Annotated in this window: 25 protein-coding genes; 21 read left to right on the top strand and 4 right to left on the bottom strand. The window is 69.6% G+C overall.

Features of this window, described 5'->3' with window-relative positions:
* The 8 genes from Q9R47_RS20650 to Q9R47_RS20615 form a co-directional block, all read left to right on the top strand.
* Positions 1-187 (top strand): hypothetical protein (locus Q9R47_RS20650; protein ID WP_311234989.1); only part of this gene is annotated, 187 nt, incomplete at its 5' end.
* Between the two features lie 65 nt (positions 188-252).
* The gene (locus Q9R47_RS20645) at positions 253-666 is read left to right on the top strand and encodes a MerR family DNA-binding transcriptional regulator (protein ID WP_311234988.1); all 414 of its coding nucleotides are present in this window, start codon (positions 253-255) and stop codon (positions 664-666) included.
* Between the two features lie 135 nt (positions 667-801).
* The gene (locus tag Q9R47_RS20640) at positions 802-1,989 is read left to right on the top strand and encodes an isovaleryl-CoA dehydrogenase (RefSeq protein WP_311234987.1); all 1,188 of its coding nucleotides are present in this window, start codon (positions 802-804) and stop codon (positions 1,987-1,989) included.
* Positions 1,990-2,024: 35 nt separating this feature from the next.
* Positions 2,025-2,687 carry a carbonate dehydratase gene (can, locus tag Q9R47_RS20635; protein WP_311234986.1) on the top strand — a complete coding sequence of 221 codons (663 nt, stop codon included), beginning with the start codon at positions 2,025-2,027 and terminating at the stop codon, positions 2,685-2,687.
* A gap of 36 nt (positions 2,688-2,723) precedes the next feature.
* On the top strand, positions 2,724-4,562 hold the full coding sequence (gene aceK, locus Q9R47_RS20630; protein WP_311234985.1) for a bifunctional isocitrate dehydrogenase kinase/phosphatase: 1,839 nt from the start codon (positions 2,724-2,726) through the stop codon (positions 4,560-4,562).
* A 91-nt stretch (positions 4,563-4,653) separates the two neighbouring features.
* The gene (locus Q9R47_RS20625) at positions 4,654-5,844 is read left to right on the top strand and encodes an acetyl-CoA C-acyltransferase (RefSeq protein ID WP_311234984.1); all 1,191 of its coding nucleotides are present in this window, start codon (positions 4,654-4,656) and stop codon (positions 5,842-5,844) included.
* Positions 5,841-6,542, top strand: coding sequence for an SDR family oxidoreductase (locus Q9R47_RS20620; RefSeq protein ID WP_311234983.1), 702 nt, complete (start codon positions 5,841-5,843; stop codon positions 6,540-6,542). Before Q9R47_RS20625 ends, Q9R47_RS20620 begins: the two co-directional genes overlap by 4 nt.
* Positions 6,543-6,592: 50 nt before the next feature.
* Positions 6,593-7,723 carry an acyl-CoA dehydrogenase family protein gene (locus Q9R47_RS20615; RefSeq protein WP_311234982.1) on the top strand — a complete coding sequence of 377 codons (1,131 nt, stop codon included), beginning with the start codon at positions 6,593-6,595 and terminating at the stop codon, positions 7,721-7,723.
* A gap of 51 nt (positions 7,724-7,774) precedes the next feature.
* Here the strand turns inward: Q9R47_RS20615 and pepE are convergent, their stop codons facing one another.
* Together pepE and Q9R47_RS20605 are read right to left on the bottom strand one after the other, a co-directional pair.
* Positions 7,775-8,488, bottom strand: coding sequence for a dipeptidase PepE (gene pepE, locus Q9R47_RS20610; protein ID WP_311234981.1), 714 nt, complete (start codon positions 8,486-8,488; stop codon positions 7,775-7,777).
* A 129-nt stretch (positions 8,489-8,617) separates the two neighbouring features.
* The gene (locus tag Q9R47_RS20605; protein ID WP_311234980.1) at positions 8,618-9,118 is read right to left on the bottom strand and encodes a YetF domain-containing protein; all 501 of its coding nucleotides are present in this window, start codon (positions 9,116-9,118) and stop codon (positions 8,618-8,620) included.
* Positions 9,119-9,226: 108 nt separating this feature from the next.
* Between Q9R47_RS20605 and Q9R47_RS20600 the strand changes: the two genes are divergently transcribed.
* Both Q9R47_RS20600 and Q9R47_RS20595 read left to right on the top strand, forming a co-directional pair.
* Positions 9,227-9,673, top strand: coding sequence for a YchJ family protein (locus tag Q9R47_RS20600; protein ID WP_404977188.1), 447 nt, complete (start codon positions 9,227-9,229; stop codon positions 9,671-9,673).
* Positions 9,674-9,809: 136 nt separating this feature from the next.
* Positions 9,810-10,535, top strand: coding sequence for an HAD family phosphatase (locus Q9R47_RS20595; protein ID WP_311234978.1), 726 nt, complete (start codon positions 9,810-9,812; stop codon positions 10,533-10,535).
* On the opposite strand, the gene Q9R47_RS20590 is transcribed toward Q9R47_RS20595, so the two are convergent.
* Together Q9R47_RS20590 and Q9R47_RS20585 are read right to left on the bottom strand one after the other, a co-directional pair.
* The gene (locus tag Q9R47_RS20590) at positions 10,483-12,594 is read right to left on the bottom strand and encodes a Ulp1 family isopeptidase (protein WP_311234977.1); all 2,112 of its coding nucleotides are present in this window, start codon (positions 12,592-12,594) and stop codon (positions 10,483-10,485) included. The genes Q9R47_RS20595 and Q9R47_RS20590 overlap by 53 nt on opposite strands.
* Positions 12,595-12,941: 347 nt before the next feature.
* Complete coding sequence (locus Q9R47_RS20585; RefSeq protein WP_404977187.1) at positions 12,942-14,051, bottom strand: AraC family transcriptional regulator; 1,110 nt, start codon at positions 14,049-14,051, stop codon at positions 12,942-12,944.
* Positions 14,052-14,218: 167 nt separating this feature from the next.
* Between Q9R47_RS20585 and Q9R47_RS20580 the strand changes: the two genes are divergently transcribed.
* The 11 genes from Q9R47_RS20580 to Q9R47_RS20530 all read left to right on the top strand — a co-directional run bounded on the left by Q9R47_RS20580 (position 14,219) and on the right by Q9R47_RS20530 (position 26,595).
* Positions 14,219-15,952: an AMP-binding protein gene (locus tag Q9R47_RS20580; RefSeq protein ID WP_311234975.1), complete on the top strand. Its 1,734-nt coding sequence runs from the start codon at positions 14,219-14,221 to the stop codon at positions 15,950-15,952.
* A gap of 43 nt (positions 15,953-15,995) precedes the next feature.
* Complete coding sequence (locus tag Q9R47_RS20575) at positions 15,996-17,603, top strand: carboxyl transferase domain-containing protein (RefSeq protein WP_311234974.1); 1,608 nt, start codon at positions 15,996-15,998, stop codon at positions 17,601-17,603.
* Between the two features lie 48 nt (positions 17,604-17,651).
* Positions 17,652-18,455 (top strand): enoyl-CoA hydratase/isomerase family protein, encoded by an 804-nt coding sequence (locus tag Q9R47_RS20570; protein WP_311234973.1) that lies wholly within the window; start codon positions 17,652-17,654, stop codon positions 18,453-18,455.
* Between the two features lie 21 nt (positions 18,456-18,476).
* Positions 18,477-19,202 carry a DUF4126 domain-containing protein gene (locus Q9R47_RS20565; RefSeq protein WP_311234972.1) on the top strand — a complete coding sequence of 242 codons (726 nt, stop codon included), beginning with the start codon at positions 18,477-18,479 and terminating at the stop codon, positions 19,200-19,202.
* 35 nt (positions 19,203-19,237) lie between these two features.
* Positions 19,238-21,271: an acetyl/propionyl/methylcrotonyl-CoA carboxylase subunit alpha gene (locus tag Q9R47_RS20560; protein ID WP_311234971.1), complete on the top strand. Its 2,034-nt coding sequence runs from the start codon at positions 19,238-19,240 to the stop codon at positions 21,269-21,271.
* A gap of 66 nt (positions 21,272-21,337) precedes the next feature.
* Positions 21,338-22,264, top strand: coding sequence for a glyoxylate/hydroxypyruvate reductase A (locus Q9R47_RS20555; protein WP_311234970.1), 927 nt, complete (start codon positions 21,338-21,340; stop codon positions 22,262-22,264).
* A 43-nt stretch (positions 22,265-22,307) separates the two neighbouring features.
* A complete protein-coding gene (locus Q9R47_RS20550) occupies positions 22,308-23,219 on the top strand; it encodes a hydroxymethylglutaryl-CoA lyase (RefSeq protein WP_311234969.1) in 912 nt (303 codons plus the stop codon).
* Between the two features lie 64 nt (positions 23,220-23,283).
* Positions 23,284-23,793: a YbaK/EbsC family protein gene (locus Q9R47_RS20545; RefSeq protein WP_311234968.1), complete on the top strand. Its 510-nt coding sequence runs from the start codon at positions 23,284-23,286 to the stop codon at positions 23,791-23,793.
* Complete coding sequence (locus Q9R47_RS20540) at positions 23,790-24,065, top strand: DUF1289 domain-containing protein (RefSeq protein ID WP_311234967.1); 276 nt, start codon at positions 23,790-23,792, stop codon at positions 24,063-24,065. The genes Q9R47_RS20545 and Q9R47_RS20540 overlap by 4 nt, the downstream gene beginning before the upstream one ends.
* Positions 24,066-24,117: 52 nt before the next feature.
* Positions 24,118-24,768 (top strand): 2-hydroxychromene-2-carboxylate isomerase, encoded by a 651-nt coding sequence (locus Q9R47_RS20535; RefSeq protein ID WP_311234966.1) that lies wholly within the window; start codon positions 24,118-24,120, stop codon positions 24,766-24,768.
* A 168-nt stretch (positions 24,769-24,936) separates the two neighbouring features.
* The gene (locus Q9R47_RS20530) at positions 24,937-26,595 is read left to right on the top strand and encodes an MFS transporter (RefSeq protein WP_311234965.1); all 1,659 of its coding nucleotides are present in this window, start codon (positions 24,937-24,939) and stop codon (positions 26,593-26,595) included.
* Positions 26,596-26,650 lie beyond the last annotated feature (55 nt).

Raw genomic sequence — 26,650 nt, 5'->3', positions numbered from 1 at the left:
TTGGATTTTCGTTTTTGCGCTTTGCGTGCAAAAAGACAACCCACAGGCAGAGCCGCCGATAGAGCTATCCGCGCTCCAGGTTTTCTGCGCCAATCCGCTTTTCCTCGCTGCGTACCAGTCGCCCGGGCACGGTGATATGGGACCGATGGTGGGTGACCGAGGTACGGAACGACTGCGGTACGATTGACGTGCGCGTCAATTCCAGGCCTTTGCCGGAAGCGTTCGTCCACTCTTCGTACCTGCCCACTGTCCATGGCCGCCACCTACACCATCAGCGATCTCGCCAGGGAGTTCGATCTCACGACGCGCGCGATGCGCTTCTATGAGGACATGGGCCTGCTGCAGCCCGAACGGACCGGACCCGGGGGGCGCACGCGCCTGTATTCCGCCAGAGACCGAACGCGCCTGCGATTGACGCTGCGTGCGAAGCGCCTGGGGCTTTCGCTGGCCGAGGCGAAGTCCATCATCGACCTGTACGACAGCCCGCGGGATACCGGTGTGCAGTTGCAGAAGTTCCTCGACGTGCTCGCCAGCCACCGCCAGCAGCTCGAGGAGCAGATGGCCGACCTGCAGGCCAATCTCGACGAGATCCGCGAGCACGAAAAAGAGGCCCGCGCGCTGCTCACCAGACTGGAGCGACCCACCAAGGGCCGGAATGCCGCATAATTGACGTTTACGTAAACGTCATTGCGCGCCGGCGGTCGAGACCATGTCTGTCCGGAGGGTCCGCAGGAGTGGACCGGCCTGGGATGCGGCCGATCGGACGCCGGGGTGCAGTGCCATCTATTCCAGGAGACATCCATGAGCCTTTCCTCGCTGCCCGGCCTGAACTTCCAGTTGGGTGAAGACATCGACGCGCTGCGTGACGCCGTGCGGGAATTCGCCCAGGCAGAGATCGCACCCCGTGCAGGCGCCATCGACCGCGACGACCAGTTCCCGATGGACCTCTGGCGCAAGATGGGCGAGCTGGGCGTACTGGGCATCACGGTGTCCGAAGCCTATGGCGGCGCGCAGATGGGCTATCTGGCGCACATGGTGGCCATGGAGGAAATTTCCCGGGCCAGCGCTTCGGTGGGCCTGTCGTACGGCGCGCACAGCAACCTGTGCGTGAACCAGATCCACCGCAACGGCTCGGAAGAGCAGAAACGCAAGTACCTGCCCAAGCTCGTGTCCGGAGAGCATGTGGGAGCGCTGGCGATGAGCGAGCCCGGGGCCGGTTCGGACGTCATCAGCATGAAGCTGCGTGCCGAGGACAAGGGCGGCTACTACGTGCTCAACGGCAACAAGATGTGGATCACCAATGGCCCGGATGCGGATACGCTGGTGGTCTATGCGAAGACCGAGCCGGAACTGGGCGCCCGCGGTGTGACGGCCTTCCTGATCGAGAAGGGCATGAAGGGTTTCAGCATTGCGCAGAAGCTCGACAAGCTGGGCATGCGCGGCAGCCACACCGGCGAGCTGGTGTTCGAGAACGTGGAAGTGCCTGCTTCCCAGGTGCTCGGCCAGGTGAACGGGGGCGCCAAGGTGCTCATGAGCGGGCTGGACTATGAACGCGCAGTGCTCACGGGCGGCCCGCTGGGGATCATGCAGTCGGTGATGGACAACGTGGTGCCCTACATCCACGACCGCAAGCAGTTCGGCCAGAGCATCGGCGAGTTCCAGCTCATCCAGGGCAAGGTGGCGGACATGTACACCGTGCTGCAGGCCGGACGTTCGTTCGCCTACACCGTGGCGAAGAATCTGGACATGCTCGGCACGGACCATGTGCGGCAGGTGCGCAAGGACTGCGCCTCGGTGATTCTCTGGTGCGCGGAGAAGGCCACGTGGATGGCCGGCGAGGGCGTGCAGATTTTCGGCGGCAACGGCTACATCAACGAGTATCCGCTCGGCCGGCTCTGGCGGGATGCGAAACTCTACGAAATCGGCGCGGGTACCAGCGAGATCCGGCGCATGCTGATCGGACGGGAGCTGTTCGCCGAGACCGCCTGACCTCCTCCCATGACAGATAGAAAGAAGCCTGACTGATGACCGCTCCCAGTATCGAAGAACTGTTCGTCCACAACCGGTCCTGGGCTGCGGCGATGGAACGGGAGCGTCCGGGATTCTTCACCGATCTGCTGGCGCAGCAGAAGCCGCGCTACATGTGGGTGGGCTGTTCGGACAGCCGCGTGCCGGCCAACCAGATCACGGGCCTGGAGCCCGGTGAAGTGTTCGTGCACCGCAACGTGGCGAACGTGGTGGTGCCCACGGATCTGAACTGCCTCTCCACCATCCAGTATGCGGTGGACCAGCTGCAGGTGGAGCACCTGATGGTGGTGGGCCATTACGGCTGCGGCGGCGTGCGCGCGGCGCTGGAGGACATCCGCGTCGGGCTCGCCGACAACTGGATCCGCCACGTGAAGGACGTGCGCGACCGCCACAAGGCGCTGATCGCCGCGACGCCCGTGGAATGGCAGATGGACGTGCTGTGCGAGCTGAATGCGATCGAGCAGGTGATGAACACGGCCCAGACGACGGTGATCGCCGACGCCTGGGCGCGGGGGCAGACGGTGACGCTGCATGGCTGGTGCTACGGCTTGAAGGACGGGCTGATCAACAACCTGAACATGACCGTGTCGGGGACGCAGAACCTGGATGCGGTCTACCAGCGCGCGGTGCAGGGGGTGGCGGACCGCCGCCGAGGGTAGAACGGAGCGAACGACGTGTCGACGGAGCGGACCACCATGTTTCCCCGGCGCCTGGATTCCCCCGCCGCCTACGGCATCGCGCAGGCGATGATGGACGGCTTCAACCGCCACTACCGGCTGTTCCGGGCAGAGTCCGCACGGGCGAAGCACCGCTTCGAGACCTCGGACTGGACGGGGCAGCAGCGCGCGCAGCGCGAGCGCATCGAGTTCTACGACCTGCGCGTGAAGGAGTGCGTGAGGCGCCTCGAGAAGGAGTTTTCCGCGGGCGAGCAGCCCATGGACGTGTGGCACCAGGTGAAGCTGCACTACATCGGCCTGCTGGTGGGGCACCACCAGCCCGAGCTGGCGGAGACGTTCTTCAATTCGGTGACGACGAAGATCCTGCACCGCACGCATTTCCACAACGATTTCATCTTCGTGTGGCCCGCGGTCAGCACGGAGTACCTGGAGAACGAGGAGCCGGGCGCGCGTCCCACGTACCGTGCCTACTATCCGGCGCCCGATACGCTGCACGAAACCCTGGTGCGGGTGGTGGACAACTTCCAGCTGCAGGGCGAGTTCGAGGACCTGGCGCGGGATGCCGCACGCGTGGCGGAGGTGATGCTGCCGCGGCTTGGCCAGGCGAAGTGGCGCGCCAACTTCCAGCTGCAGGTGCTCTCCAGCCTGTTCTACCGGAACAAGGGCGCCTACGTGGTGGGGAAGGTGATCAACGGCTTCCAGGAGATCGCGTTCGCGCTGCCCATCCTGCATGGCGCGGAGGGCCGCTACCGGATCGATGCGGCGCTGTTCGGCGAGGACGACCTGCAGATGCTGTTCAGCTTCGCGCGGGCGTATTTCATGGTGGATATGGAGATCCCGAGCGCGTACGTGCAGTTCCTGCGCAGCCTGATGCCGCGCAAGCCGCGCGCGGAGCTCTACAACGCGCTGGGCCTGGCGAAGCAGGGCAAGACGCTGTTCTACCGCGACTTCCTGCACCACCTGCGCTATTCGAGCGACCGCTTCCGCATCGCGCCCGGCATCAAGGGCATGGTGATGCTGGTGTTCGACCTGCCTTCGTTCCCGTTCGTGTTCAAGCTCATCAAGGACTACTACCCGCCGCAGAAGGAGACGACCCGCGAGCAGATCAAGGGCAAGTACCTGCTGGTGAAGCAGCACGACCGGGTGGGCCGCATGGCGGATACGCTGGAGTACAGCGAGGTGGCGTTTCCGCGCGAGCGTTTCGAGGACGACCTCATCGCGGAGATCGAGAAGTTCGCGCCGAGCCAGCTGGAGATCAGCGACCGGGACGGCGACGGGCAGATCGAGGTGATCCTGAAGCACGTGTACATCGAGCGGCGGATGATCCCGCTCAACATCTACCTGCAGGAGGCCTTCGACGCCGGTCCGGGCGATGTGCGGGCGCAGCGGCAGATGGAACGCAGCGTGGTGGAGTACGGCAACGCGATCAAGGACCTGGTGGCGGCGAACATCTTCCCGGGCGACATGCTGTGGAAGAACTTCGGCGTGACGCGCAACGGCAAGGTGGTCTTCTACGACTACGACGAGATCGAATACCTCACCGACTGCAACTTCCGGCGGGTGCCGCAGCCGCGCAACGAGGAAGACGAGATGTCGGGCGAGGTGTGGTGGGCCGTGGGGCCCCGCGACGTGTTCCCCGAGACCTTCGGACCATTCCTGCTCGGCAACGATGCCGTGCGGGAGGTGTTCATGCGGCACCACGCCGATCTGCTGGATGCGGCGTTCTGGCAGTCGCACAAGGAGCGCATCCAGGCGGGGCACATGTACGACGTGTTCCCCTACGACGCGGACAGGCGGTTTCCCGGGGGCGACGCCGGGCCGTCTTCCGGGCCGTCTTCCGGGCCGTCCTCGGCCTGAACGCGGGCCGGGCGGGGCGGGCGCGCGCGGCGGCACCGTTCATCTTCCTTCTTTTTCTTCTCATCCATTCCACCTTCCAAGGAGACATCCCATGCAACAGCAAGATCCCATCGTGATCATCGGTGCCGCGCGCACGCCCATGGGCGCCTTCCAGGGCGATTTTTCCGGCCTGGCCGCGCACGATCTGGGCGGCGTCGCGATCCGCGCGGCGGTGGAGCGGGCGGGCATCGCGCCGGAGCTGGTGGAGGAGGTGCTGTTCGGCAATTGCCTGATGGCCGGCCAGGGGCAGGCGCCGGCGCGCCAGGCGGGTTTCAAGGGCGGGCTGCCGAAGAGCGCGGGCGCGGTCACGCTGAGCAAGATGTGCGGCTCCGGCATGAAGGCCGCGATGTTCGCGCACGACATGCTGCTCGCGGGCACGCACGAGGTGATCGTGGCCGGAGGGATGGAAAGCATGACCAACGCGCCCTACCTGCTGCAGAAGGGGCGCGGCGGCTACCGGCTGGGCCATGACCGCATCTTCGACCACATGATGCTGGACGGGCTGGAGGACGCCTACGAAGCCGGCCGCTCGATGGGCACCTTCGGCGAGGACTGCGCCGCGAAGTACGGCTTCACGCGCGAGCAGCAGGACGCCTTCGCCGTGGCGAGCGTGCAGCGCGCCAAGGCAGCGACCGAGTCGGGTGCCTTCGCCGCGGAGATCGCTCCGGTGACCGTGAAGACGCGCGCCGGCGAGACGGTGGTGGCGGCCGACGAGGGCCCGGGCAAGGTGCGGCTGGACAAGATTCCCACGCTCAAGCCGGCGTTCAAGAAGGAGGGCGGCACCATCACGGCGGCGTCGAGTTCGAGCATCAACGACGGTGCGGCGGCGCTGGTGATGGTGCGCGAGTCGACCGCCCGGCGCCTGGGTGCCCGGCCGATCGCGCGCGTGGTCAGCCATGCGATGCATGCGCAGGAGCCGAACTGGTTCACGACCGCGCCCGTCGGTGCCACCCGCAAGGCCCTGGACAAGGCGGGCTGGAGCGTGCAGGACGTGGATCTCTGGGAGGTGAACGAAGCCTTCGCGGTGGTGCCGATGGCGCTCATGAAGGAGCTGGACGTGTCGCACGACATCGTGAACGTGAACGGCGGCGCCTGCGCGCTGGGCCATCCCATCGGGGCGAGCGGCGCGCGCATTCTGGTCACGCTGATCCATGCGCTCCAGGCGCGCGGCAAGCGGCGCGGGCTGGCCACGCTGTGCATCGGCGGGGGCGAGGGCACGGCGATGGCGATCGAACTCGCATGAGCAGGTCGGCGGCGCAGGCACGGGCCATGGCGCAGCCCGTGCTCGTCATCGGGGCTTCGCGGGGGATCGGCCTGGAGTTCGTGCGGCAGTACCGCGAGGCGGGGTGTCGCGTGATCGCGACGGCGCGGGACGACGCGGGGCTTGGCCGGCTCCGCAAACTGGGGGCCGAGCCGTTGACGGTGGACGTGGCGCAGCCGGCCAGCGTGAGCGGGCTGGCATGGCAGCTGGACGGCGAGAAGATCGGTCTGGCGCTCTACGTGGCGGGTGTGATCCGCCGGCCGAACGCGCTTTCCCCGCCCACCAGGGAAGATTTCGATGCGGTCATGCACACCAACGTGCTGGGCGCCATGCAGACCCTGCCGCAGGTGGCGCCGCTCGTGGCGGACGCGGGCGGGGTATTCGCCTTCCTTTCGTCGACGATGTCGCTCATCGGCAGCGTGCCGGACAGCCGCTGCTGGCTGTACCGCACGAGCAAGGCGGCGCTCAACATGGCCGTGGCCGCCGCGCAGCACGACTACCCGGGCGCGACCCTGGTCACGCTCGATCCGGGCTGGGTGCGCACGGACATGGGCGGAGAGGACGGCGCGCTGGAGGTGCACGACAGCGTGCGGAACATGCGTTCGGTGCTGGAAGGCGTGACGCCCGCGGACGGGGGGCGGCTGCTGCACCAGGACGGGCGCAGGGCCGCGCACTGGTAGCCCGCCGACCGCCGACCGCCGCTGAAACGATCAACAACGGAGACAAGAACATGCTGCTCACGCAAGACCAGGAAATGATCCGCGACGCGGTGCGCGATTTCGCCCAGCGCGAGCTGTGGCCGCATGCCGCCCGCTGGGACCGGGAGCACCACTTCCCGCGCGAGGCGCACCAGGGGCTGGCGGCGCTCGGCGCCTACGGCATCTGCGTGCCGGAGGAGTATGGGGGCGCCGGGCTGGACTATCTGTCGCTGGCGGTGGTGCTGGAGGAGATCGCGGCGGGCGACGGCGGCACCAGCACGGCGATCAGCGTGACGAACTGCCCGGTGAACGCGATCCTGATGCGCTATGGCAGCGAGGCGCAGAAGCGGCGCTGGCTGGCGCCGCTCGCGCGCGGGGAGATGCTGGGCGCGTTCTGCCTCACCGAGCCGCACGTGGGATCGGACGCCTCGGCACTGCGCACCACGGCGACGCGCGATGGCGATGGCTACGTGATCGACGGCGTGAAGCAGTTCATCACCAGCGGCAAGAACGGGCAGGTGGCGATCGTGATCGCGGTGACCGACCGGGCGGCGGGCAAGCGCGGCATGAGCGCGTTCCTGGTGCCGACCGACGCGCCGGGCTATGCCGTCGCGCGGCTGGAGGACAAGCTCGGGCAGCACAGCAGCGACACGGCGCAGATCACTTTCGACCAGTGCCGCATTCCTGCGGAGAATCTCATCGGCGCGGAGGGCGAGGGCTACAAGATCGCGCTCGGAGCGCTGGAAGGCGGGCGCATCGGCATCGCGGCGCAGAGCGTGGGCATGGCGCGCAGCGCGTTCGACGTGGCCCTGCAGTACGCGAAGGAGCGCGAGAGCTTCGGTCAGCCGATCTTCCAGCACCAGGCGGTGGGCTTCCGGCTCGCGGACTGCGCCACCCAGATCGAGGCCGCGCGCCAGCTGATCTGGCATGCCGCGGCGCTGCGCGACGCGGGGCGGCCGTGCCTGAAGGAGGCGGCCATGGCCAAGCTGTTCGCGAGCGAGATGGCCGAGCGCGTGTGCAGCGCGGCGATCCAGACGCTGGGGGGCTACGGCGTGGTGAACGATTTCCCCGTGGAGCGCATTTATCGCGACGTGCGCGTGTGCCAGATCTACGAGGGTACGAGCGACGTGCAGAAGATTTTGATCACGCGCGCATTGGCCTGAAGGGGCTGGTCCGAGGCCCTTGATGCAGGGCGGCCTGGTGGCCGCTCCGGATCAGGCCGCTGACAGCTCCAGCGGCCCCGGGCCCTGCTGGCGCGGCGCGCTGGTGCCCAGGAAGAGCCGCACGGGTGCCGTGCTGCCCAGCACGGTGATGGCCTCACCGCGCACGCGCAGGCCCGTGCCTTCGGGCAGGCCCACCACCGGCGTCCCGGGGTTGAGGATGCCGAACTCCCGCAGCCGTTCCTCGCGCGTTTCGCCGCGGTGGCCGGGCGGATGCGCGTCCGTGTAGTGGGCGTTGATCTGGAACGGCACGAGGCCCATGGCGTCGAAGCCGCCCGGGTCGGTGATCGGCATGTCGTTGGTGGTGCGGATGGTGGGGCACGCCACGTTCGAGCCGGCGCTCCAGCCCAGGTACGAGGCCTCGCCCGAGCGCACACGCTCCGCGATCGCCGCCAGCAGGCCCAGCCGCCGCAGGTGGCCGAGCAGTGCGAAGGTGTTGCCGCCGCCCACCACGATGTAGCGCGCCTGGGCGGCAGCCGCCACCGGGTCCGCGGCCTGGTGGGCCGAGCGCACGGCGAGGCCGAGCGGGGCGAGGGCCTGTGCGACCTGCTCGGCGTACGCATCCCAGCCGCGCGAGACGCCCGCGAACGGCATGAACAGCGCCTCGCCCGGCGTGCCCTGGGCGGCGGACCATTCGGCGATCCAGTCGCGGGCATGGGCCAGGTAACCGGCGTCGCTGCTGGAGTTGCTGAGGAGCAGGAGATTCATGGCGGAAAGCGGTACGGAGTCAAGGGAAGGCGGGCATGCTGCGCGCAGCTTGGGAGTATGGCGCGGGCCCGGGCCGCCTGCGGGAACCGGGGCGGAAAAGGCCAAAAGGGCGGGGCCCTGCGCGCCCCGTCACCGGTCGGCGGTGCTTCCTCCGCCCGCACTGTCGCGGCCCCGCAGCACCACGGTGATCTGGCCGTTGGTCTCGATCGTCGCGCGCTCCACTTCATGCAGGTGCAGGCAGCCGCCCGCGCGCAGGGCGGCGGCGAGGTCTTCGGTGGAGAGCAGTTCGCGCTGCATCAGCAGCCGGTCCACCTTGCCGTCCTGCACCAGGGTCTGCGGGCGGCCGTCCACCAGTTGCTCCAGGCGCGGGAAGCGGAACGTGAGCCGGGCGAGCACCATGTGGCAGGCGATGAGGGTGGCGGCGGAGATGAGGCCGCCGATCAGGGAGTTGTCGCCGGCGTTCATCGAGTTCTGCACCGCGTTCGACAAAATCAGCAGCAGCACGAGATCGAACGGCGCGGACTGGCCCGTCTGGCGCTTGCCCGTCAGGCGCAGGAACACCAGCAGGAACGCATACACCACCACGCCGCGCAGGATGAATTCCCACCAGGGCACGCTCAGGTTCCACATCGTCGATCTCCGGGAAAAAAAGGCGCGCGGCACTGCGCCGCGGCGGCTGCGAGTGTGCCACCTGCCGGGCATCTGCAAGAATGCAGCCCCGCCCTGATGCCGACGACGATGGCCGTGTCCGATCCTTCCTCTTCCTCTTCCTCTTCCCGTTCCCCTGCCTGCCCCTGCGGTCGGCTGTCGGAGCGGCGCGTCCCGCTGCCGTACGCCGGATGCTGCGGGCGCTACATCGACCACTGGGATTCCGCGCCCGCGCCCGATGCCGAGAGCCTGATGCGATCGCGCTACACCGCGTTCGTGCGCGGCGAGGCGGAGTACCTGCGCGCCACGTGGGCCGAGGCGCACCGGCCCGCGTCGATCGGGTTCGAGCCCGGTGTGCGCTGGCTGGGTCTGGAGGTGCGGGCGCACCGCCTGCTGGACGCGGACCGCGCCGAGGTGGAGTTCGTGGCCCGCCAGCGCGATGCCGGCGGGCGCGCGCACCGCCTGCACGAGCGCAGCCGCTTCGTGCGGGAGGCGGGGCGCTGGGTGTACGTGGACGGCGAGTTCCCGCGCGGCTGATCCCCCGCCGCGCAGGGTGCCTTCACAGCAGGCCGGACATTCCGCATGCGGTAGATTCGACTGTGCCGTCGCGGCGTTCCTCCGGACGCCGTTCTTTTTTGCCGTTGCGCGCCCGCCGCGCACGAGAACATCCTCCATGCCCCCCATCGCCTCGCCTGCCATTGCCGCAACCCCCGCCGAGGCGCTGCCGCCTTTCGATGCCGTGCTGTTCGACTGCGACGGCGTGCTGGTGGACAGCGAGCCCATCACGCACCGCGTGCTGCGCGCCATGCTGGAGGCGTCCGGCTGGACGCTCACGATGGAGGAGTGCATGCGCATCTTCATCGGCAAGGCCGTGCGCAGCGAGGCGGCGCGCATCGAAGCGCACACGGGCGCTCCGCTCACGGATGCCTGGATGGCGGAGTTCTACGCGCGCCGCAACGCCGCGCTGGCCGCGGAGCTGGAGGCGATCGACGGCGCGCTGCAGGCGGTGGAGGCCGCGCACCGGCGCATGGCGGGGCGCATCGCCTGCGCATCGGGTGCCGACCGGTACAAGGTCGAGCTGCAGCTGGCCAAGGCCGGCCTGATGGCGTACTTCGAGGGCCGCGTCTTCAGCGGGCACGAGATGCCGCGCACCAAGCCCGCGCCCGACGTCTACCTGGCCGCCGCGGCAGCGCTGGGCGTTCCACCCGGGCGCTGCCTGGTCGTGGAGGACACGGTGACGGGCGTGACCGCGGGCGTGGCCGCCGGGGCCACGGTGGTGGGCTACAGCCCCGCGGCCTGGGGGCACGATCCCGCCGAGGCGCTGCGCGCGGCAGGGGCTTGCGCTGTCATCGGGTCGATGGCGGCGCTGCCGGACCTCCTGGCCGCAGCGCCGGACTGAGGTCCTGCCAGAACGTTCCCACCCGGCTTTTCTTCGCGGGCCTGCCGTCGGCCGGGGGCGCGGCGGAGGCGCTGTGCTCCGCGGGCAGTGCGGCGGCGTGGGCCAGGCTGTCTGCCAGCAGCCGGCGGTTCGGTTCTATGCCGCTCAGGTCCATGTCGTCCTGCGTGAACGTGCCATCGATCACCCGGTGGGCCAGCACGTCGATGGCCTGGAGCACATGGTCGCCACAGGAGTTGCCATCCCGCTGCCGGGCGATGGGCACGCCCCTGACGGGCGTGTGGATGCCCATCTCCCACGCCGCGATGCTGGCCCTCCGGTACTGGGCCGTGTCGACCGCTGCGGCGGCGGCGTGGGGATGAACGAGGGAGTCGTAGTGGAACGCCGCTCCCGCGCGCCGGTCGATCACGAGCAGTGACCAGTGCGCAGGCGGGTGCGGGTTGTGGATCGGCAGGAAGACCAACGGGGCGTCGTTGCGGGCCGTGATGTAGCGCAGCCCCCTGTGCCTGTCACCCATGTCTTTCCTGTACAGCAGGCCCACGTGCAAGGGGTTGGCGAAGTTCAGCAGCTCGGCACGGGGCCGGCCCTCCAGGCGATGGGCGAGGGCTTCCATGTATGCGTTCATGTGTTCGTCGCTCAGCCACGCCCCTGCGGACAGCTGCAGTTCCCGGACCTGCGGCGCCTCTGGTTGCGCGAGGGGCGGCAGCGCGTCCACATCGATTCTCTCGGGGCTGCCCGTCCGCGCGGTCCGCTGTCCGGCGGACGGCTCCGGGAACAGGGGATCGTCGCCACGCCAGGGCTGCGTGACTTCCGGGGGGGAGCCGGGGTCGCCATCGGGGCCTGCAAAGGCCCCGCCGTCCAGGGAGGAAAGACCGGCGAAGGTCGAGGATGGGCTCTGCGCCGGATATTGGGGCGTGGCGGGCTCCGGAAGGTGGCCCATGCGCCGCCGGTCCTCCGTGAGGTCGGAGAAGAAGGAATCGGTCGGCGGCGCATGGGCTCGTTCGGCATCGGCGCCTCCGAGCGGGTGCGCCATGGCCGGTGCTTCCGGCGGGTACTGGGGTGTGGCGGGTTCATGAACGAAGCCCTTGCGCCGCAGTTCTTCCGAAAAGCCGGAGAACAGCGACGTGGAGGGCGGGCTGTCGGGCCGGTGGAGGGGGGCTGCGGGCGCTTGGGTGCGGGGCGCGGGAGCGTTCTGGAAGCGGAGTTTGAAGTTCGCACGGATGGCTGCCCGGGTGCGTGCATCCGCGTTGGCAATGACCCGTTCGCCCGTGGGGGTCAACTCGCCGGTCCGCTTGTTCACGATTCTCCCGAGCGTGTAGGGCGTGACGTACTCGTCGCATACCCCTGCTTCGATCGACCGGGTGCGGTCGCTGAATCTTCCCGATATGTCCAGGATGGACTGCGGATCCGATTGGAGCGCGAGGAGGGCGCCGCTCAGTTTCGGGAGCGAAGACGCACTGCCGCCGGGCGGGGCCGGCACGGCTGGCGCAGCGTGGCGCTTCCTGAATGCGCGCTGTATGCGTTCGCTCTCCTCGGGGGTGAGGTACTTGAGCAGCCCGGTCGCACGTTTCGAGAATCCATCGCTTTTGATGTATGAGCCGATGTTGGGAAGGTCATTCTTCAGGGAGCCGACCGACTCTCCGGATTCGAAGCGGTCGATGACGTCCAGGAAGCCTTCTATGAAGGTCCTGAAGAATTCTTTTTCCTTGTTGAAAACCCGTTCGCTTCTTTCCGCCTCCCTGGCCTGTTGCCTCTGGAATTTTTCGATTCTTTCCTGGCGGTAGTCGTCGGACAGCGCATCGTGGAGACACTCCATCGCCAGATCCCTGTCGCGGCCGTGGTAGAGGATTTCTATCCTGCGCCCGACCTGTTGCCTCAGGTCGCGGAGCCCCTGGTCATCCAGCTGCACCACCACGGAGTTGGCAGTGTGCTCGCTGAGCCCGTAGGGCGTCAGATAGCGGCGGATGCCCGGGAAATCACGCAGCAGCTGTTCCCAGCTTTCCCCCTTGCCGTACCGGGGAAGGGCTTCGGCCAGGATCGGATGGCTCTCCAGTGGGGCCACCCTGGGCGGGGAGGCACGCGTGCGATGCACCGGGCTTTCGGCCGCGGACTGCAGTGCCCGCGATGGAGGCGGGGAGCCACCCAGAGGATGCATCGGGAGACCCGGGGCGGGACTCCTTGCCCGCCCCGGGGGCGGCGACGGCGATCGCCGGCCCTCCAGGGTGCCCGTGGCGCTGCGATGGCCGTCGACACCGGTGCGGAGAATGTGGTCCATCTTTTTTCCGGGTGGGTTGCACGGCATACGCTACCGCCCCGCGGTGCACGGAAAAGAGGCGCAGGCGAAGCAGTGGGGTCATCCGCGAAGCGCGCACGCGGACGCGGACGGCGGGCCCGACCTCCGGTGCGTGGTCACGTCCGGTGGACGACTGCCCGGCGCGGCGCAGTGTCCCGGTCCGCCATGGCGTCGGCACGCCGCTGGCGCCGGTATTCGGCGGGCGACGTGCCCGTCCATTGCCGGAACGCGCGCATGAAGCTCTTTTCGCTGGCGAAGCCCGCAGCCTGCGCCACGGCCTTGACGGGGCGGTCGGTGCGCTGGAGCAGGTCGCGGGCGCGCTGCTGGCGCGCCTCGTCCTTGAGCGCCTGCAGCGAAGCGCCTTCTTCGCGGAGCTGCCGGTGCAGCGTGCGCGGCGATACGTGCAGCTGCGCCGCGATCGTCTCCGCGCTGTGGGAGAACTCGGGCGCATGGGCCAGGGCCTGGCGCACGCGCTGCACCAGCAGGCGGTCGCGCCGGTACTGGCGCACGGTGAGCAGCAGGGCCCGCTGCAGCATCTGGTTCAGCGCCGCTTCGTCGCGCTGCAGCGGCAGGTCCAGGTAGCGGGCGTCGAAGCGCAGCACGGCCTGCGGCGCGTCGAATCGCGGGGGCACGCCGAAGAGCAGCGGATAGACCTCGGCGTGGGGCGGTGCCGCGAACGGGAAGGCGGCAGCCAGCAGCGGCAGGCGCGAATCGATGAACCAGCAGGCGAGGCCGAGCGCGTTGCGCAGCACGGAGACGGTGCAGAACTCGCGGAGCGGGCCGAGGTCGCGGTGCTCGGCCAGCGCGAGCGTGGCGGTATGGCCGTCCGTATCCAGGTGCAGCCCGATGTCGTCCACCAGCAGCGCATGGTGCCGGCACCAGCGCCGCAGCGCGAGGCCCAGCGTGGGGGCGCTGATCGACGCGCGCGCCAGCATGCCGTAGCTGCCCCAGGGCAGGCGGCGCGCGAACCAGCCCAGGGCTTCGTCGTCGAGTTCGCGCATGGCGGCCGCGGACAGGGCCTCCATCTGCAGGGCGGTGATGCGCGCGCGGATGTTGCGGACGCTCTGTGGCGGGATTTGTGCCGCGGCCAGGGCCTGGGCAGGGCTCAGGGACCGCTGTGCATAGGCCTGGAGGATGGCCTGGACGAAAGCCATCGGTGTGGCGGCCACGGGGCCCGGGGCCGCAGGCGGTGCGGTGTCGGCGGGGGTGGTCGGCGTGCGCGGCATGCGGCGAGTGTGCGGGCGCGTGGCACGATTTGCAACCTGTGTGACCCGATCCGTGGCCTGTTTCCGGGCGTGGCGGCGTATGCTGTGGCATCGACCGGCACGCCCGCCGCCCCAGGGTGGCCGCCGCGCGTCCGCCAGAGACTGCCTGCCCCAAGGAGACAAATACCGTGACACAGCCGTCCGATCCGTCCCAGACGCCGTCCGCCGCCAGCCATGCGAAGGGCGCCACCGACGTGCCCCTGATCGAGCAGACCCTGGGCGCCTTCTTCGCGGACATGGCCGCGCGCCAGCCCGGGCGGGAGGCCCTCGTGAGCCGGCACCAGGGGCTGCGCTACACCTATGCCGAACTGCATGCGGCGTCGCGGCGCCTGGCCGGCGCGCTGCTGGGCCTGGGGCTGCAGAAGGGCGACCGGGTCGGCATCTGGTCGCACAACAACGCCGAGTGGGTGCTGATGCAGTTCGCCACGGCGGAGGTGGGCCTGGTCCTCGTCAACATCAACCCGGCGTACCGCACGGCCGAGGTGGAGTACGCGCTCAACAAGGTGGGCTGCAAGGCGCTGGTCGCCATGTCGCGCTTCAAGACCAGCGACTACCTGGGCATGCTCCGCGAGCTGGCGCCCGAGTGGGCCGCGCAGCCGCCGGGCCAGCTGGCGGCGCGCCGCCTGCCGCACCTGCGCACCGTGGTGTGGATCGATGCCCCGGGACAGGACGGCGTGGAAGAGCCCGGGATGCTGCGGTTTTCCGAACTGATCGCGCGCGGCGACGCGCAGGACGCGCGCATCGACGCCGTGGCCGCCACGCTGGATGCGAGCGAGCCGATCAACATCCAGTTCACGAGCGGCACGACGGGCTTCCCCAAGGGCGCGACGCTCACGCACCGCAACATCCTCAACAACGGCTTCTTCATCGGCGAGTGCATGCGGCTCACGCCGGAAGACCGGCTCTGCATTCCCGTGCCGCTCTACCACTGCTTCGGCATGGTGCTCGGCAACCTGGCGTGCGTGACGCACGGCAGCACCATCGTGTACCCGAGCGACGGCTTCGATCCGCTGGCGGTGCTGGAGGCGGTGCAGGCGGAACGGTGCACGGGCCTGCACGGCGTGCCGACCATGTTCATCGCCGAGCTGCAGCATCCGCGCTTTGCGGAGTTCGACCTCTCCACGCTGCGCACCGGGATCATGGCCGGTTCTCCCTGCCCGATCGAGGTGATGAAGCGCGTGGTGAGCGACATGCACCTGGAGCAGATCACCATCGCCTACGGCATGACCGAAACCAGCCCCGTGAGCTGCCAGAGCAGCACGGACACGCCGCTGGACAAGCGCGTGTCCACCGTGGGGCAGGTGCAGCCGCACCTGGAGGTGAAGGTGATCGATCCGGAATCCGGCGAGCCCGTGCCGCGCGGCCGCTCGGGCGAGCTCTGCACGCGCGGCTATTCGGTGATGCACGGCTACTGGGGCGATCCGGAGAAGACGCGCGAGGCGATCGACGCCGAGGGCTGGATGCACACGGGCGACCTCGCCACGATGGATGCCGAGGGCTACGTGAACATCGTCGGCCGCATCAAGGACATGGTGATCCGCGGCGGCGAGAACATCTACCCGCGCGAGATCGAGGAGTTCCTCTACCGCCATCCGCAGGTGCAGGACGTGCAGGTGGTGGGCGTGCCCGACGAGAAGTACGGCGAGGAGCTGTGCGCGTGGATCGTCGCCAAGCCCGGCGAGCAGCCGACCGAGGACGCCATCCGCGCGTTCTGCCAGGGCCAGATCGCGCACTACAAGGTGCCGCGGTACATCCGCTTCGTCGCCGAGTTCCCGATGACGGTGACCGGCAAGATCCAGAAATTCAAGATCCGCGATGCGATGAAAGAGCAGCTGGGCCTGGCCGAGCGCGCCACCGCCTGAACCGCACGCGGACCGTCACAGAGAACCTTTTTCCCGTTCCACCATGATCCTCGAAACCCGCCTCAATCCCCGCTCGGCCGACTTCCAGGCCAACGCCGCCGCGATGCGCACGATCGTGCAGGACCTGCGCGAGCGCGCGGCCCAGGTGGCCCAGGGCGGCAGCGACGCCGCGCGGGCCAAGCACGTGGCGCGCGGCAAGCTGCTGCCGCGGGACCGCGTGCGCGAACTGCTCGATCCCGGCTCGCCCTTCCTGGAGATCGCGCCGCTGGCCGCGCTCGGCATGTACGGCGACGAGGCGCCCGGCGCCGGCCTGATCGCCGGCATCGGCCGCGTGAGCGGCGTGGACTGCATGGTGGTGTGCAACGACGCCACGGTGAAGGGCGGCACCTACTACCCGATGACGGTGAAGAAGCACCTGCGCGCGCAGGAGATCGCGCAGCAGAACCGCCTGCCGTGCATCTACCTCGTGGACTCGGGCGGCGCCAACCTGCCGAACCAGGACGAGGTGTTCCCCGACCGCGACCACTTCGGCCGCATCTTCTACAACCAGGCGCAGATGAGCGCGCAGGGCATCGGGCAGATCGCGGTGGTGATGGGCAGCTGCACGGCCGGCGGCGCCTACGTGCCGGCGATGAGCGACGAGTCCATCATCGTGAAGGACCAGGGCACGATCTTCCTGGGCGGCCCGCCGCTCGTGAAAGCCGCCACCGGCGAGGTGGTGACGGCCGAGGACCTGGGCGGCGGCGACGTGCACACCCGGCTCTCCGGCGTGGCCGACCACCTGGCCCAGAACGACCTGCATGCGCTGCAGCTCGCCCGCAACGCGGTGCGCAACCTGAACCGCGAGCGGCCCGCTTCTGCGGCCGGCGGCACCGCGCCGCAGGAGCCGCTGTTCGGCGCCGAGGAGCTGTACGGCGTGATTCCCGTGGACACGCGCAAGCCCTTCGACGTACGCGAGATCATCGCGCGCATCGTGGACGGCAGCGAGTTCGACGAGTTCAAGGCACGCTACGGCACCACGCTGGTCACGGGCTTCGCGCGCATCGAGGGCATGCCCGTGGGCATCATCGCGAACAACGGCATCCTGTTCTCCGAATCGGCGCTGAAGGGCGCGCATTTCATCGAGCTGTGCTGCCAGCGCAAGATCCCGCTGGTGTTCCTGCAGAACATCACCGGCTTCATGGTGGGCCGCAAGTACGAGAACGAGGGCATCGCGCGCAACGGCGCCAAGATGGTCACGGCGGTGGCCACGGCGGCCGTGCCGAAGTTCACGATCGTCATCGGCGGCTCGTTTGGCGCCGGCAACTACGGCATGTGCGGCCGCGCCTATTCGCCGCGCTTCCTCTGGATGTGGCCGAACGCGCGCATCTCCGTCATGGGCGGGGAGCAGGCCGCGAGCGTGCTCGCCACCGTGCGCCGCGACGGCATCGAGGCCAAGGGCGGCGCCTGGAGCGCGGAAGAGGAAGAAGCCTTCAAGGCGCCGATCCGTCGCCAGTACGAAGAGCAGGGCCATCCCTACTACGCGACCGCGCGGCTCTGGGACGACGGCGTGATCGATCCCGCCGACACGCGCCGCGTGCTCGCGCTGGGCCTGGCCGCCGCGCGCAACGCGCCGGTGGAGGACACGAAGTTCGGCGTTTTCCGCATGTGAGCACCGGCGCGGGCCCCTATCTTTGAACCCGACGAGGAGGATCCATCCATGACCACCCCCGACTACCAGCATCTGCACGTGGGCCAGGCCGGCACGGTCGCGCGCGTCACGCTCGCGCGCCCGCAGGTGCGCAACGCGTTCAGCGACGAGGTGATCGCCGAACTGACGCGTGCGTTCGACACCCTGGGCCGGCAGGACGGCGTGCGCGCCATCGTGCTCGCGGCCGAAGGGCCTGCGTTCTGCGCGGGCGCGGACCTGAACTGGATGCGCCGCATGGCCGACTATTCGCGCGCCGAGAACGTGCAGGACGCGGGGCTGCTGGCGGCCATGCTGCGCACGATCAACGAGTGCCCCAAGCCCACCATCGCGCGCATCCAGGGCGACGTGTACGCGGGCGGCGTGGGCCTGGTGGCCGCCTGCGACGTGGCCGTGGCGGTCGATACCGCGGCGTTCTGCCTGAGCGAAGTCCGCCTGGGGCTGATCCCGGCCACGATCGGCCCCTACGTGGTGCGCGCCATGGGCGAGCGCGCGGCGCGGCGCTATTTCGTCACCGGCGAGCGCTTCGGTGCGCTGGAAGCGCTGCGCATCGGGCTGGTGCACGAGGTGGTGGATTTCGAACTGCTGGACGAGCGTCTCGACGCGGTGCTGCAGGCGCTGGCCGCGGCCGGCCCGCAGGCCGTGGCCGCGGGCAAGCGGCTGGTGCGCGACATCGCCGCGCGGCCCATCGACGATGCGCTCATCGCCTCCACCGTGGAGGCCATCGCCGACATCCGCGCGGGCGACGAGGGCCGCGAGGGCGTGCAGGCCTTCCTGCAGAAGCGCAAGCCTTCGTGGCTGCCGGCGCAGGACTGAGGGGCCGCGTGCCGCGATCCCATGGATGCCCTCTGGCTGCACATCGTCCAGTGGCTGCATGCGGCCGGACTGCACGTGGACGCGGGCACGGCACAGGCCGTGGCGGAGCAGGCGCGGCGTGCCACGGGCGCGCTGGACATGCCGGGCCTGCTGGCGCTCGCCGCGGGACTCGGCTGGGCCAGCGGGTTCCGGCTGTATGCGGTGGTCTTCCTCGTCGGCGCGATGGGCGCGGGCGGCTGGATCGCGCTGCCGGAGGGGCTGCGCATGCTGCAGCACCCGGTGGTGCTGCTGGTGAGCGGGATGCTGCTGTGCGTGGAATTCATCGCCGACAAGGTGCCGTGGTTCGACAGCCTGTGGGACGCGGCGCACGCGGCGATCCGCGTGCCTGCGGGTGCGCTGCTGGCCGCGGGCGTGTTCGGTGCCGACAACGGCGCGATGGCCGTGGCGGCGGGGCTGATGGGCGGATCGCTCTCCGCCACGGCGCTCGCCACCAAGATGACGGCGCGTGCCGCCGTCAACACCTCGCCCGAGCCCGTGTCCAACTGGCTGCTGTCGTTCTTCGAGGATGGCCTCGTCGTGGTGGTGGTGTGGCTCGCCACGCAGCACCCGGTGCTGTTCGGCATCGCGCTGGCCTGCATGGTGGCGCTCTCCGTGCTGCTGCTGGTGCTGCTGTGGAAGTTCCTGCGCGCCGTGCTGCGGCGGCTGTCCGTTTTCTTTTCCCGGCCTGCGGCCCCGGCCACGCGATGAGTGCGGGCGGCCCGATTTTGGAGTGAGACGCAACGATGTTTGACAAGATCCTGATTGCCAACCGCGGGGAGATCGCCTGCCGCGTGGCTGCCACCGCGCGCCGCATGGGCGTGAAGACCGTGGCCGTGTATTCCGATGCCGATGCGTCGGCCCGCCACGTGGCCGCCTGCGACGAGGCGGTGCACATCGGCGGCAGCGCGCCGAAGGAGAGCTACCTGCGCTGGGAGCGCATCCTCGAGGCGGCACGGCGCACGGGAGCGCAGGCCATCCACCCGGGCTACGGCTTCCTGTCCGAAAACGAGGAGTTCGCGCAGGCCTGCCAGGACGCCGGCCTCGTCTTCATCGGCCCGCCGCCATCGGCGATCCAGGCCATGGGCCTCAAGGCCGAATCCAAGCAGCTGATGGAGAAGGCCGGCGTGCCGCTGGTGCCGGGCTACCACGGCGCCGACCAGGACCCGGCCCTGCTGCAGCGCGAGGCGGACCGCATCGGCTATCCGGTGCTCATCAAGGCGAGCGCGGGCGGTGGCGGCAAGGGCATGCGCGCGGTGGAGAAGGCGGCCGATTTCGCGGCGGCGCTGGAGTCGTGCAAGCGCGAGGCGATCAACAGCTTCGGCGACGACGCGGTGCTGATCGAAAAGTACGTGCAGCGCCCGCGCCACATCGAGATCCAGGTGTTCGCCGACGCGCACGGCCGGTGCGTCTATCTCTTCGAGCGCGACTGCTCCGTGCAGCGCCGGCACCAGAAGGTGCTGGAGGAAGCCCCCGCCCCCGGCATGGCGCCCGAGATGCGCGCGCGCATGGGCGAGGCGGCGGTGGCTGCCGCGCAGGCCGTGGGCTACGTGGGCGCCGGCACGGTGGAGTTCATCGTCGAGCAGCGCGAGGGCGGCGCGATGGACTTCTTCTTCATGGAGATGAACACGCGCCTGCAGGTGGAGCACCCGGTGACCGAGGCGATCACCGGGCAGGATCTGGTCGAGTGGCAACTGCGCGTGGCGGCCGGCGAGCCGCTGCCGCTCGCGCAGGAGCAACTGCGCATCACCGGCCATGCGATCGAGGCGCGCATCTGCGCCGAGAACCCGGACAACCAGTTCCTGCCCGCCACCGGCCGCCTGGCCGTCTACCGCCACGGGCCGTGCACGCATTTCGAGCGGGGTACGGTGCGCATCGACGCCGGGGTGCGCGAGGGCGATGCGATCAGCCCGTTCTACGATTCGATGATCGCCAAGCTCATCGTGCACGGCGACACGCGCGAGCAGGCACTGGCGCGGCTGGACGAGGCGCTGTCGCGCATGCACATCGTGGGGCTGGCGACCAACGTGCAGTTCCTGCGCCACGTGCTGCGCTCGGATTCGTTCGCGCATGCGCGGCTGGACACGGCGCTGATCCAGCGCGAGCAGGCCGTGCTGTTCCACCAAGCCCCCGTGCCGCTGCCGCTGGCGCTGGCCGCCACGGTGGCGCATGCGCTGCGGGCCGAACGTGCGGCCGAGCGCGCGGGCGATCCGTTCGGCCGCCGCGACGGCTGGCAGGGCTGGGGCGAGAACCGCCGCCGCTTCGACGTGGAGTGCGCGGGCACGGCCGCCTCCGCCGTGCTCACCTACCGGCCGGGCGATGCGCCGGTGCTGCGCGTGGAATCCGGGGGCGCGGTGCTGGCCGAAGGGCCGCTCGTGTTCCAGGCGGTGGAGGGAGAAGGCGAGGGCTCGGAAGCGATCGACCTCGCGTTCGCGGGCGAGCGCACGCGGGCCGTGGTCCATGCCCGCGGCGAGTCGCGCCATGTGTTCCTGCCGCGCGGTGCGGCCCAGCTCACGGCCGTCGACCGGCTGGCGCATGCCGGCGAGGTGCAGGCCGAGGGCGGCCGCCTCACGGCACCCATGCCCGGCAAGGTGGTGTCGTTCGCCGTGAAGGCGGGCGACACGGTGGCCAAGGGCCAGGCCCTGGCGGTGATGGAAGCGATGAAGATGGAGCACACCATCGCCGCCCCGGCCGACGGCACCGTGGCCGAGCTGCTCTATGCGCCGGGCGACCAGGTGACCGAAGGGGCCGAACTGCTGCGGCTCGCGGCCGCCGCCTGACGGAACCCGCGGAACGCGTGCCCGCGCGACAGCGTCCGCGGGCCATGCTGCGATAGGCTCCAGGGCATGACCGACATTCTTTTCTGCTGTACCGATACCCCGCCCGCTCCCTGGCTGGAGGGGCTGCGCTCCGTCCTGCCCGACGCCCGCATCACCGTGTGGGAGCCCGGCGCCCCCCAGGCCGACTATGCGGTGGTGTGGGCGCCGCCCCAGCAGTTCCTGGACGAGCAGCCCCGGCTGCGCGCGCTCTTCAACATCGGCGCGGGCGTGGACGCGCTCGTCAAGCTGCGCATGCCCGCGGGCTGCCGCATCGTGCGGCTCGACGATGCCGGCATGGCCGTGCAGATGGCCGAGTACGTGAGCCACGCCGTGATCCGCCATTTCCGCGAATTCGACGCCTATGAGGCCGCCGAGCGCGAAGGCCGCTGGGCCTTCCGCAAGCCGCGGCTGCGCCAGGACTTCCCCGTGGGCGTGATGGGCCTGGGCGTGCTGGGCGAGCGCGTGGCGCGCGCGATCGCGCATTTCGAATTTCCCGTGGTGGGCTGGAGCCGTTCGCCCAAGGCGGTGGAGGGCGTGCACACCTTCCACGGCACGGGCGGCCTGCAGGATTTCCTGGCCGCGAGCCGCGTGCTCGTGAACCTGCTGCCCCTCACGCCCGACACCACGGACATCCTGCGCAAGGAGACGCTCTCGCGCCTGCTGCCCGGGGCCTACGTGATCAACGTCGCGCGCGGCGCGCACCTCGTCGAGGACGATCTGCTCGCCCTGCTGGAGAGCGGCCACGTCGCCGGCGCCACGCTCGACGTCTTCCGCACCGAACCGTTGCCGGCCGGCCATCCGTTCTGGGGCCATCCGCGCGTCACCGTCACGCCCCACACCTCGGCCCGCACGCTGCGCGCGGAGAGCATCGCCCAGATCGCGCGCAAGATCGACGCGCTGCGCAATGGGGCCGAGTCCGTGCGCGGCGAGGTGGATCCGGCGCGGGGCTATTGACGCCGCTGCCTGCCTCCCTCGAACCCTTTTCAGGAACCCTCCCATGTCCTCTCTACCCACCCGCGCCAAGATCGTGGACGTCGGCCCCCGCGACGGGCTGCAGAACGAGAAATCCCCCGTGCCCGCCGAGGTGAAGATCGGCCTCGTGCACCGCCTGCAGGCGGCCGGCCTGACGGAGATCGAGGTCACCAGCTACGTGAGCCCCAAGTGGGTGCCGCAGATGGCGGACAACCACGCCGTGATGGCCGGCATCGAGCGGCGCCCCGGCGTGCGCTATTCGGTGCTCACGCCCAACATGAAGGGCTACGAGTCGGCCGTGCAGGACCGGCCCGACGAGATCGTGGTGTTCGGCTCCGCCAGCGAGGCGTTCAGCCAGAAGAACATCAACTGCAGCATCGCCGAGAGCATCGAACGCTTCGCGCCGGTGGTGGAGGCCGCGCGCGCCGCGGGCATCCACGTGCGCGGCGCGATGAGCTGCACCGTGGGCTGCCCGTACGAAGGCGAGGTGTCGCCCGACCGCGTGGGCTACCTGGCCGGCCTCATGAAGGGCATCGGCGTGCAGCACATCGGCGTGGCCGACACCATCGGCGTGGGCACGCCGCGCAAGGTGCAGCGCGCCATCGAGGCGACGCTCGCGCACTATGCGCTGGACGATGTCTCGGGCCACTTCCACGACACCTACGGGCAGGCGCTCGCCAACACCCTGGCCGCGCTGGAGATGGGCGTCTGGCAGTTCGACACCTCGGTCGCGGGCCTGGGCGGCTGCCCGTATGCCAAGGGCGCGACGGGCAACGTGGCCACGGAGGACGTGGTCTACATGCTGCAGGGCATGGGCATCGAGACCGGCATCGACCTGGATGCGCTGGTGGATGCCGGCGCCTACATCAGCGATTTCCTCGGCCGCAAGCCGAATTCGCGCGCGGCCACGGCGCTGCTGAACAAGCGCGCCGGCTGACGCACGGGCTCTTCGGCGCGGCACAATCCGGAGCCCGTCCACCTTTTTCCAGGAGACCGTACCCATGTGTGGCGCCGAACTTCGAACCCTTCCCGACGGCGTGCAGCGCGTCGCCGCCGCGCTGCAGGCCAAGGGCCATCCGCACGGCCCGCGCATGCTGGACAGCTCGGCGCGCACCGCGCAGGAAGCGGCCGATGCGCTCGGCATCGCCGTCGGCCAGATCGCCAAGAGCATCATCTTCCGCCGCAAGAGCGACGATGCGGCCGTGCTGGTGGTCACCTCGGGCGACCGGCGGGTGGACGAGAAGAAGGTGGATGCGCTGGTGGGCAAGACGGGCCGCGCCGATGCCGAATTCGTCAAGGCCAGGACCGGCTTCACCATCGGCGGCGTCTCGCCCGTGGCCCATGCCACGCCGCCGGTGACGCTGATCGACCGCGACCTGTTCCGCTTCGACGAGATCTGGGCCGCGGCAGGCCATCCGAACGGCGTGTTCCCGCTGCGGCCGCAGGACCTGGAAGCGCTCACGGGCGCGCCGGTCGTGGACGTGGTGCAGCCGCCGCCCGCCGCGGCATGACCCGGGAGGCGCTCCAGGCGCTCGCGGAGCGCGCCGCGCAGGCCGCGGCCGCGGGCGGCTTCGCGCAAGAGGGCCGGGGGCCGGTGCCGTCGCCCTGCATCGGCGTCTGCCGCATGGATGCCGGCGGCCGCCATTGCGAAGGGTGCTTCCGCACCCTGGACGAGATCCGCGACTGGTCGGCCGCGCCGCCGGGCCGGCAGCGCGCCATCTGGGCCGCGCTGCTGCAGCGCGCGGGGCTGGCACCGCAGGCTCCGGCAGGGCCGCCGGGCTGACGGGCTGACGGGCAGGGCGGCGGCCGCGTACGTACCGAGAAGGAAGGACCCCATGAAGCACATCGTTTTCTACCTGGATTTCGTCTCGCCCTACGCCTGGCTGGCCTTCGAGCGCCTGCCGCAGGTGCTGGAGGGCCTGAGCCATTCGGTCGAGTACCGGCCGGTGCTGCTCGGGGCGCTGCTGCAGCAGCACGGCAACCCGGGCCCCGCCGGCATCGCGCCCAAGCGCGACTGGACGTACCGCCATGCCGAGTGGCTGGGCCATGCGCTGGGCACGGGGCTGGACATGCCCGCGCGGCATCCGTTCAACCCGCTGCCGCTGCTGCGCCAGTCCCTGGCCTGCAGCGAGGACGGATCGATCAACCGCTTCGTCGCCGGCACGGTGCTGCGCCACGTGTGGCTCGGAGGGGCCGATCCGCTGGACCCCGGGCGGCTGGAGGACCTGGCCCGGGTCCTGGCTCCGCAGTTGCGCGCGCAACCCCCCGGTGAGGAGCACGGTGCGCATGCCAAGGCACTGCTGCGCGCGAATACCGACGCAGCCGCCGTGCAGGGCGTGTTCGGCGTGCCTGCCTTCGTGGTGGACGGGCAGCTGTTCTGGGGGCTGGACGGCCTGCCCATGCTGCGCGCCCGCCTGGAGGGCGACCCGTGGTTCGAGGGGCCGCGCTGGGATGCCGTGGCCGAAATCCCCTCGGGCCTCAAGTAGGCCGCGCCGCCGGTGCGGGTTTGTCCCGGGAAAGGGTTTTCCCCGGATGGGCCGTGCTTGTCAGACTTCGGTCAGACGTTGGATCGATAGTGCGCCCAGGTTGCACGCGGTGTTCCTGGAGGGGGGCCGCGCAGCAGTCGCACCGACCACCTCATGGAGACAAGCACCATGGCTACCAACGTCGCTCCCCGGCCCATGTCGCCGGAAGAAAGAAAAGTCATCCTGGCCTCGTCGCTGGGCACCGTTTTCGAATGGTATGACTTCTACCTGTACGGCTCGCTCGCGGCCATCATCGCCAAGCAGTTCTTCAGCGGGCTGGATGCGGGCTCGGCCTTCATCTTCGCGCTGCTGGCCTTCGCCGCCGGCTTCATCGTGCGGCCGTTCGGCGCCCTGGTGTTCGGGCGGCTGGGCGACATGATCGGGCGCAAGTACACCTTCCTGGTCACCATCCTGATCATGGGCCTGTCCACCTTCATCGTGGGCGTGCTGCCGACCTACGCCAGCATCGGCGTGGCGGCTCCGGTGATCCTGATCGTGCTGCGCATGCTGCAGGGCCTGGCCCTGGGCGGCGAGTACGGCGGTGCCGCGACCTACGTGGCCGAGCATGCGCCGCAGGGCAAGCGGGGCGCCTACACCTCGTGGATCCAGACCACCGCCACGATGGGCCTGTTCCTGTCGCTGCTGGTCATCCTGGGCACCCGCACCGTGATGGGCGAGGAAGCCTTCGGTGACTGGGGCTGGCGCATTCCGTTCCTCGTCTCCATCCTGCTGCTGGGCGTGTCGCTGTGGATCCGCCTGTCGCTGTCCGAATCTCCCGCCTTCCAGCGCATGAAGGCCGAAGGCAAGACCTCGAAGGCACCGCTGCGCGAGTCGTTCGGCGAGTGGAAGAACCTGAAGATCGTGATCCTGGCGCTGATCGGCCTCACCGCCGGGCAGGCCGTGGTCTGGTACACGGGCCAGTTCTACGCGCTCTTCTTCCTGACGCAGCAGCTCAAGGTGGACGCCGTCACGGCCAACCTGATGATCGCCGCGGCCCTGCTGATCGGCACGCCGTTCTTCGTCGTGTTCGGCTCGCTCTCCGACAAGATCGGCCGCAAGCCCATCATCATGCTGGGCTGCGTGCTGGCCGTGCTGACCTACTTCCCGGTCTTCAAGGCGCTGACCGAAGCCGCCAACCCCGACCTGGCCGCGGCGCAGGCGAAGAACAAGGTGGTGATCGTGGCCGACCCGGCCGAGTGCTCGTTCCAGTTCAATCCGACCGGCACGGCCAAGTTCACCAGCTCCTGCGACGTCGCCAAGCAGGTGCTGGCCGCCAGCTCGGTGAGCTACGACAACGAAGCCGCGCCGGCCGGCACCCCGGCCGTGATCAGGATCGGCCAGACCACGATCCCGAGCTACACCGCCCGCGGCCTGCCCGCCGATGAAGCCAAGGCCAAGGACGCCACCTTCAAGAAGGCCGTGGCCGATACGCTGAAGGCCGACGGCTACCCCACCAAGGCCGACCCCGCCAAGATGAACAAGGTGATGATGGTCATCATCCTGACCTATCTGGTGCTGCTGGTGACCATGGTGTACGGCCCCATCGCCGCGATGCTGGTGGAAATGTTCCCGACCCGCATCCGCTACACCTCGATGAGCCTGCCCTACCACATCGGCAACGGCTGGTTCGGCGGCCTGCTGCCCACCATGTCGTTCGCGATCGTGGCGCAGACGGGCAACATGTACAACGGCCTCTGGTACCCGATCATCATCGCGGGCGTGACCGCCGTGATCGGCACGCTGTTTATCCGTGAGACGAAGGACGTGGACATCTACGCCAACGACTGACGGCGATGTCTTCAGGCGGGGGGCGCGGCACGTGCGGTGCCGCGCACCCCGTTTT

The organism is Acidovorax sp. PRC11 (genome assembly GCF_031844105.1).
In the GTDB taxonomy this organism is placed as follows: domain Bacteria; phylum Pseudomonadota; class Gammaproteobacteria; order Burkholderiales; family Burkholderiaceae_C; genus Paracidovorax.
This window is presented reverse-complemented; position numbering and strand designations above follow the sequence as displayed.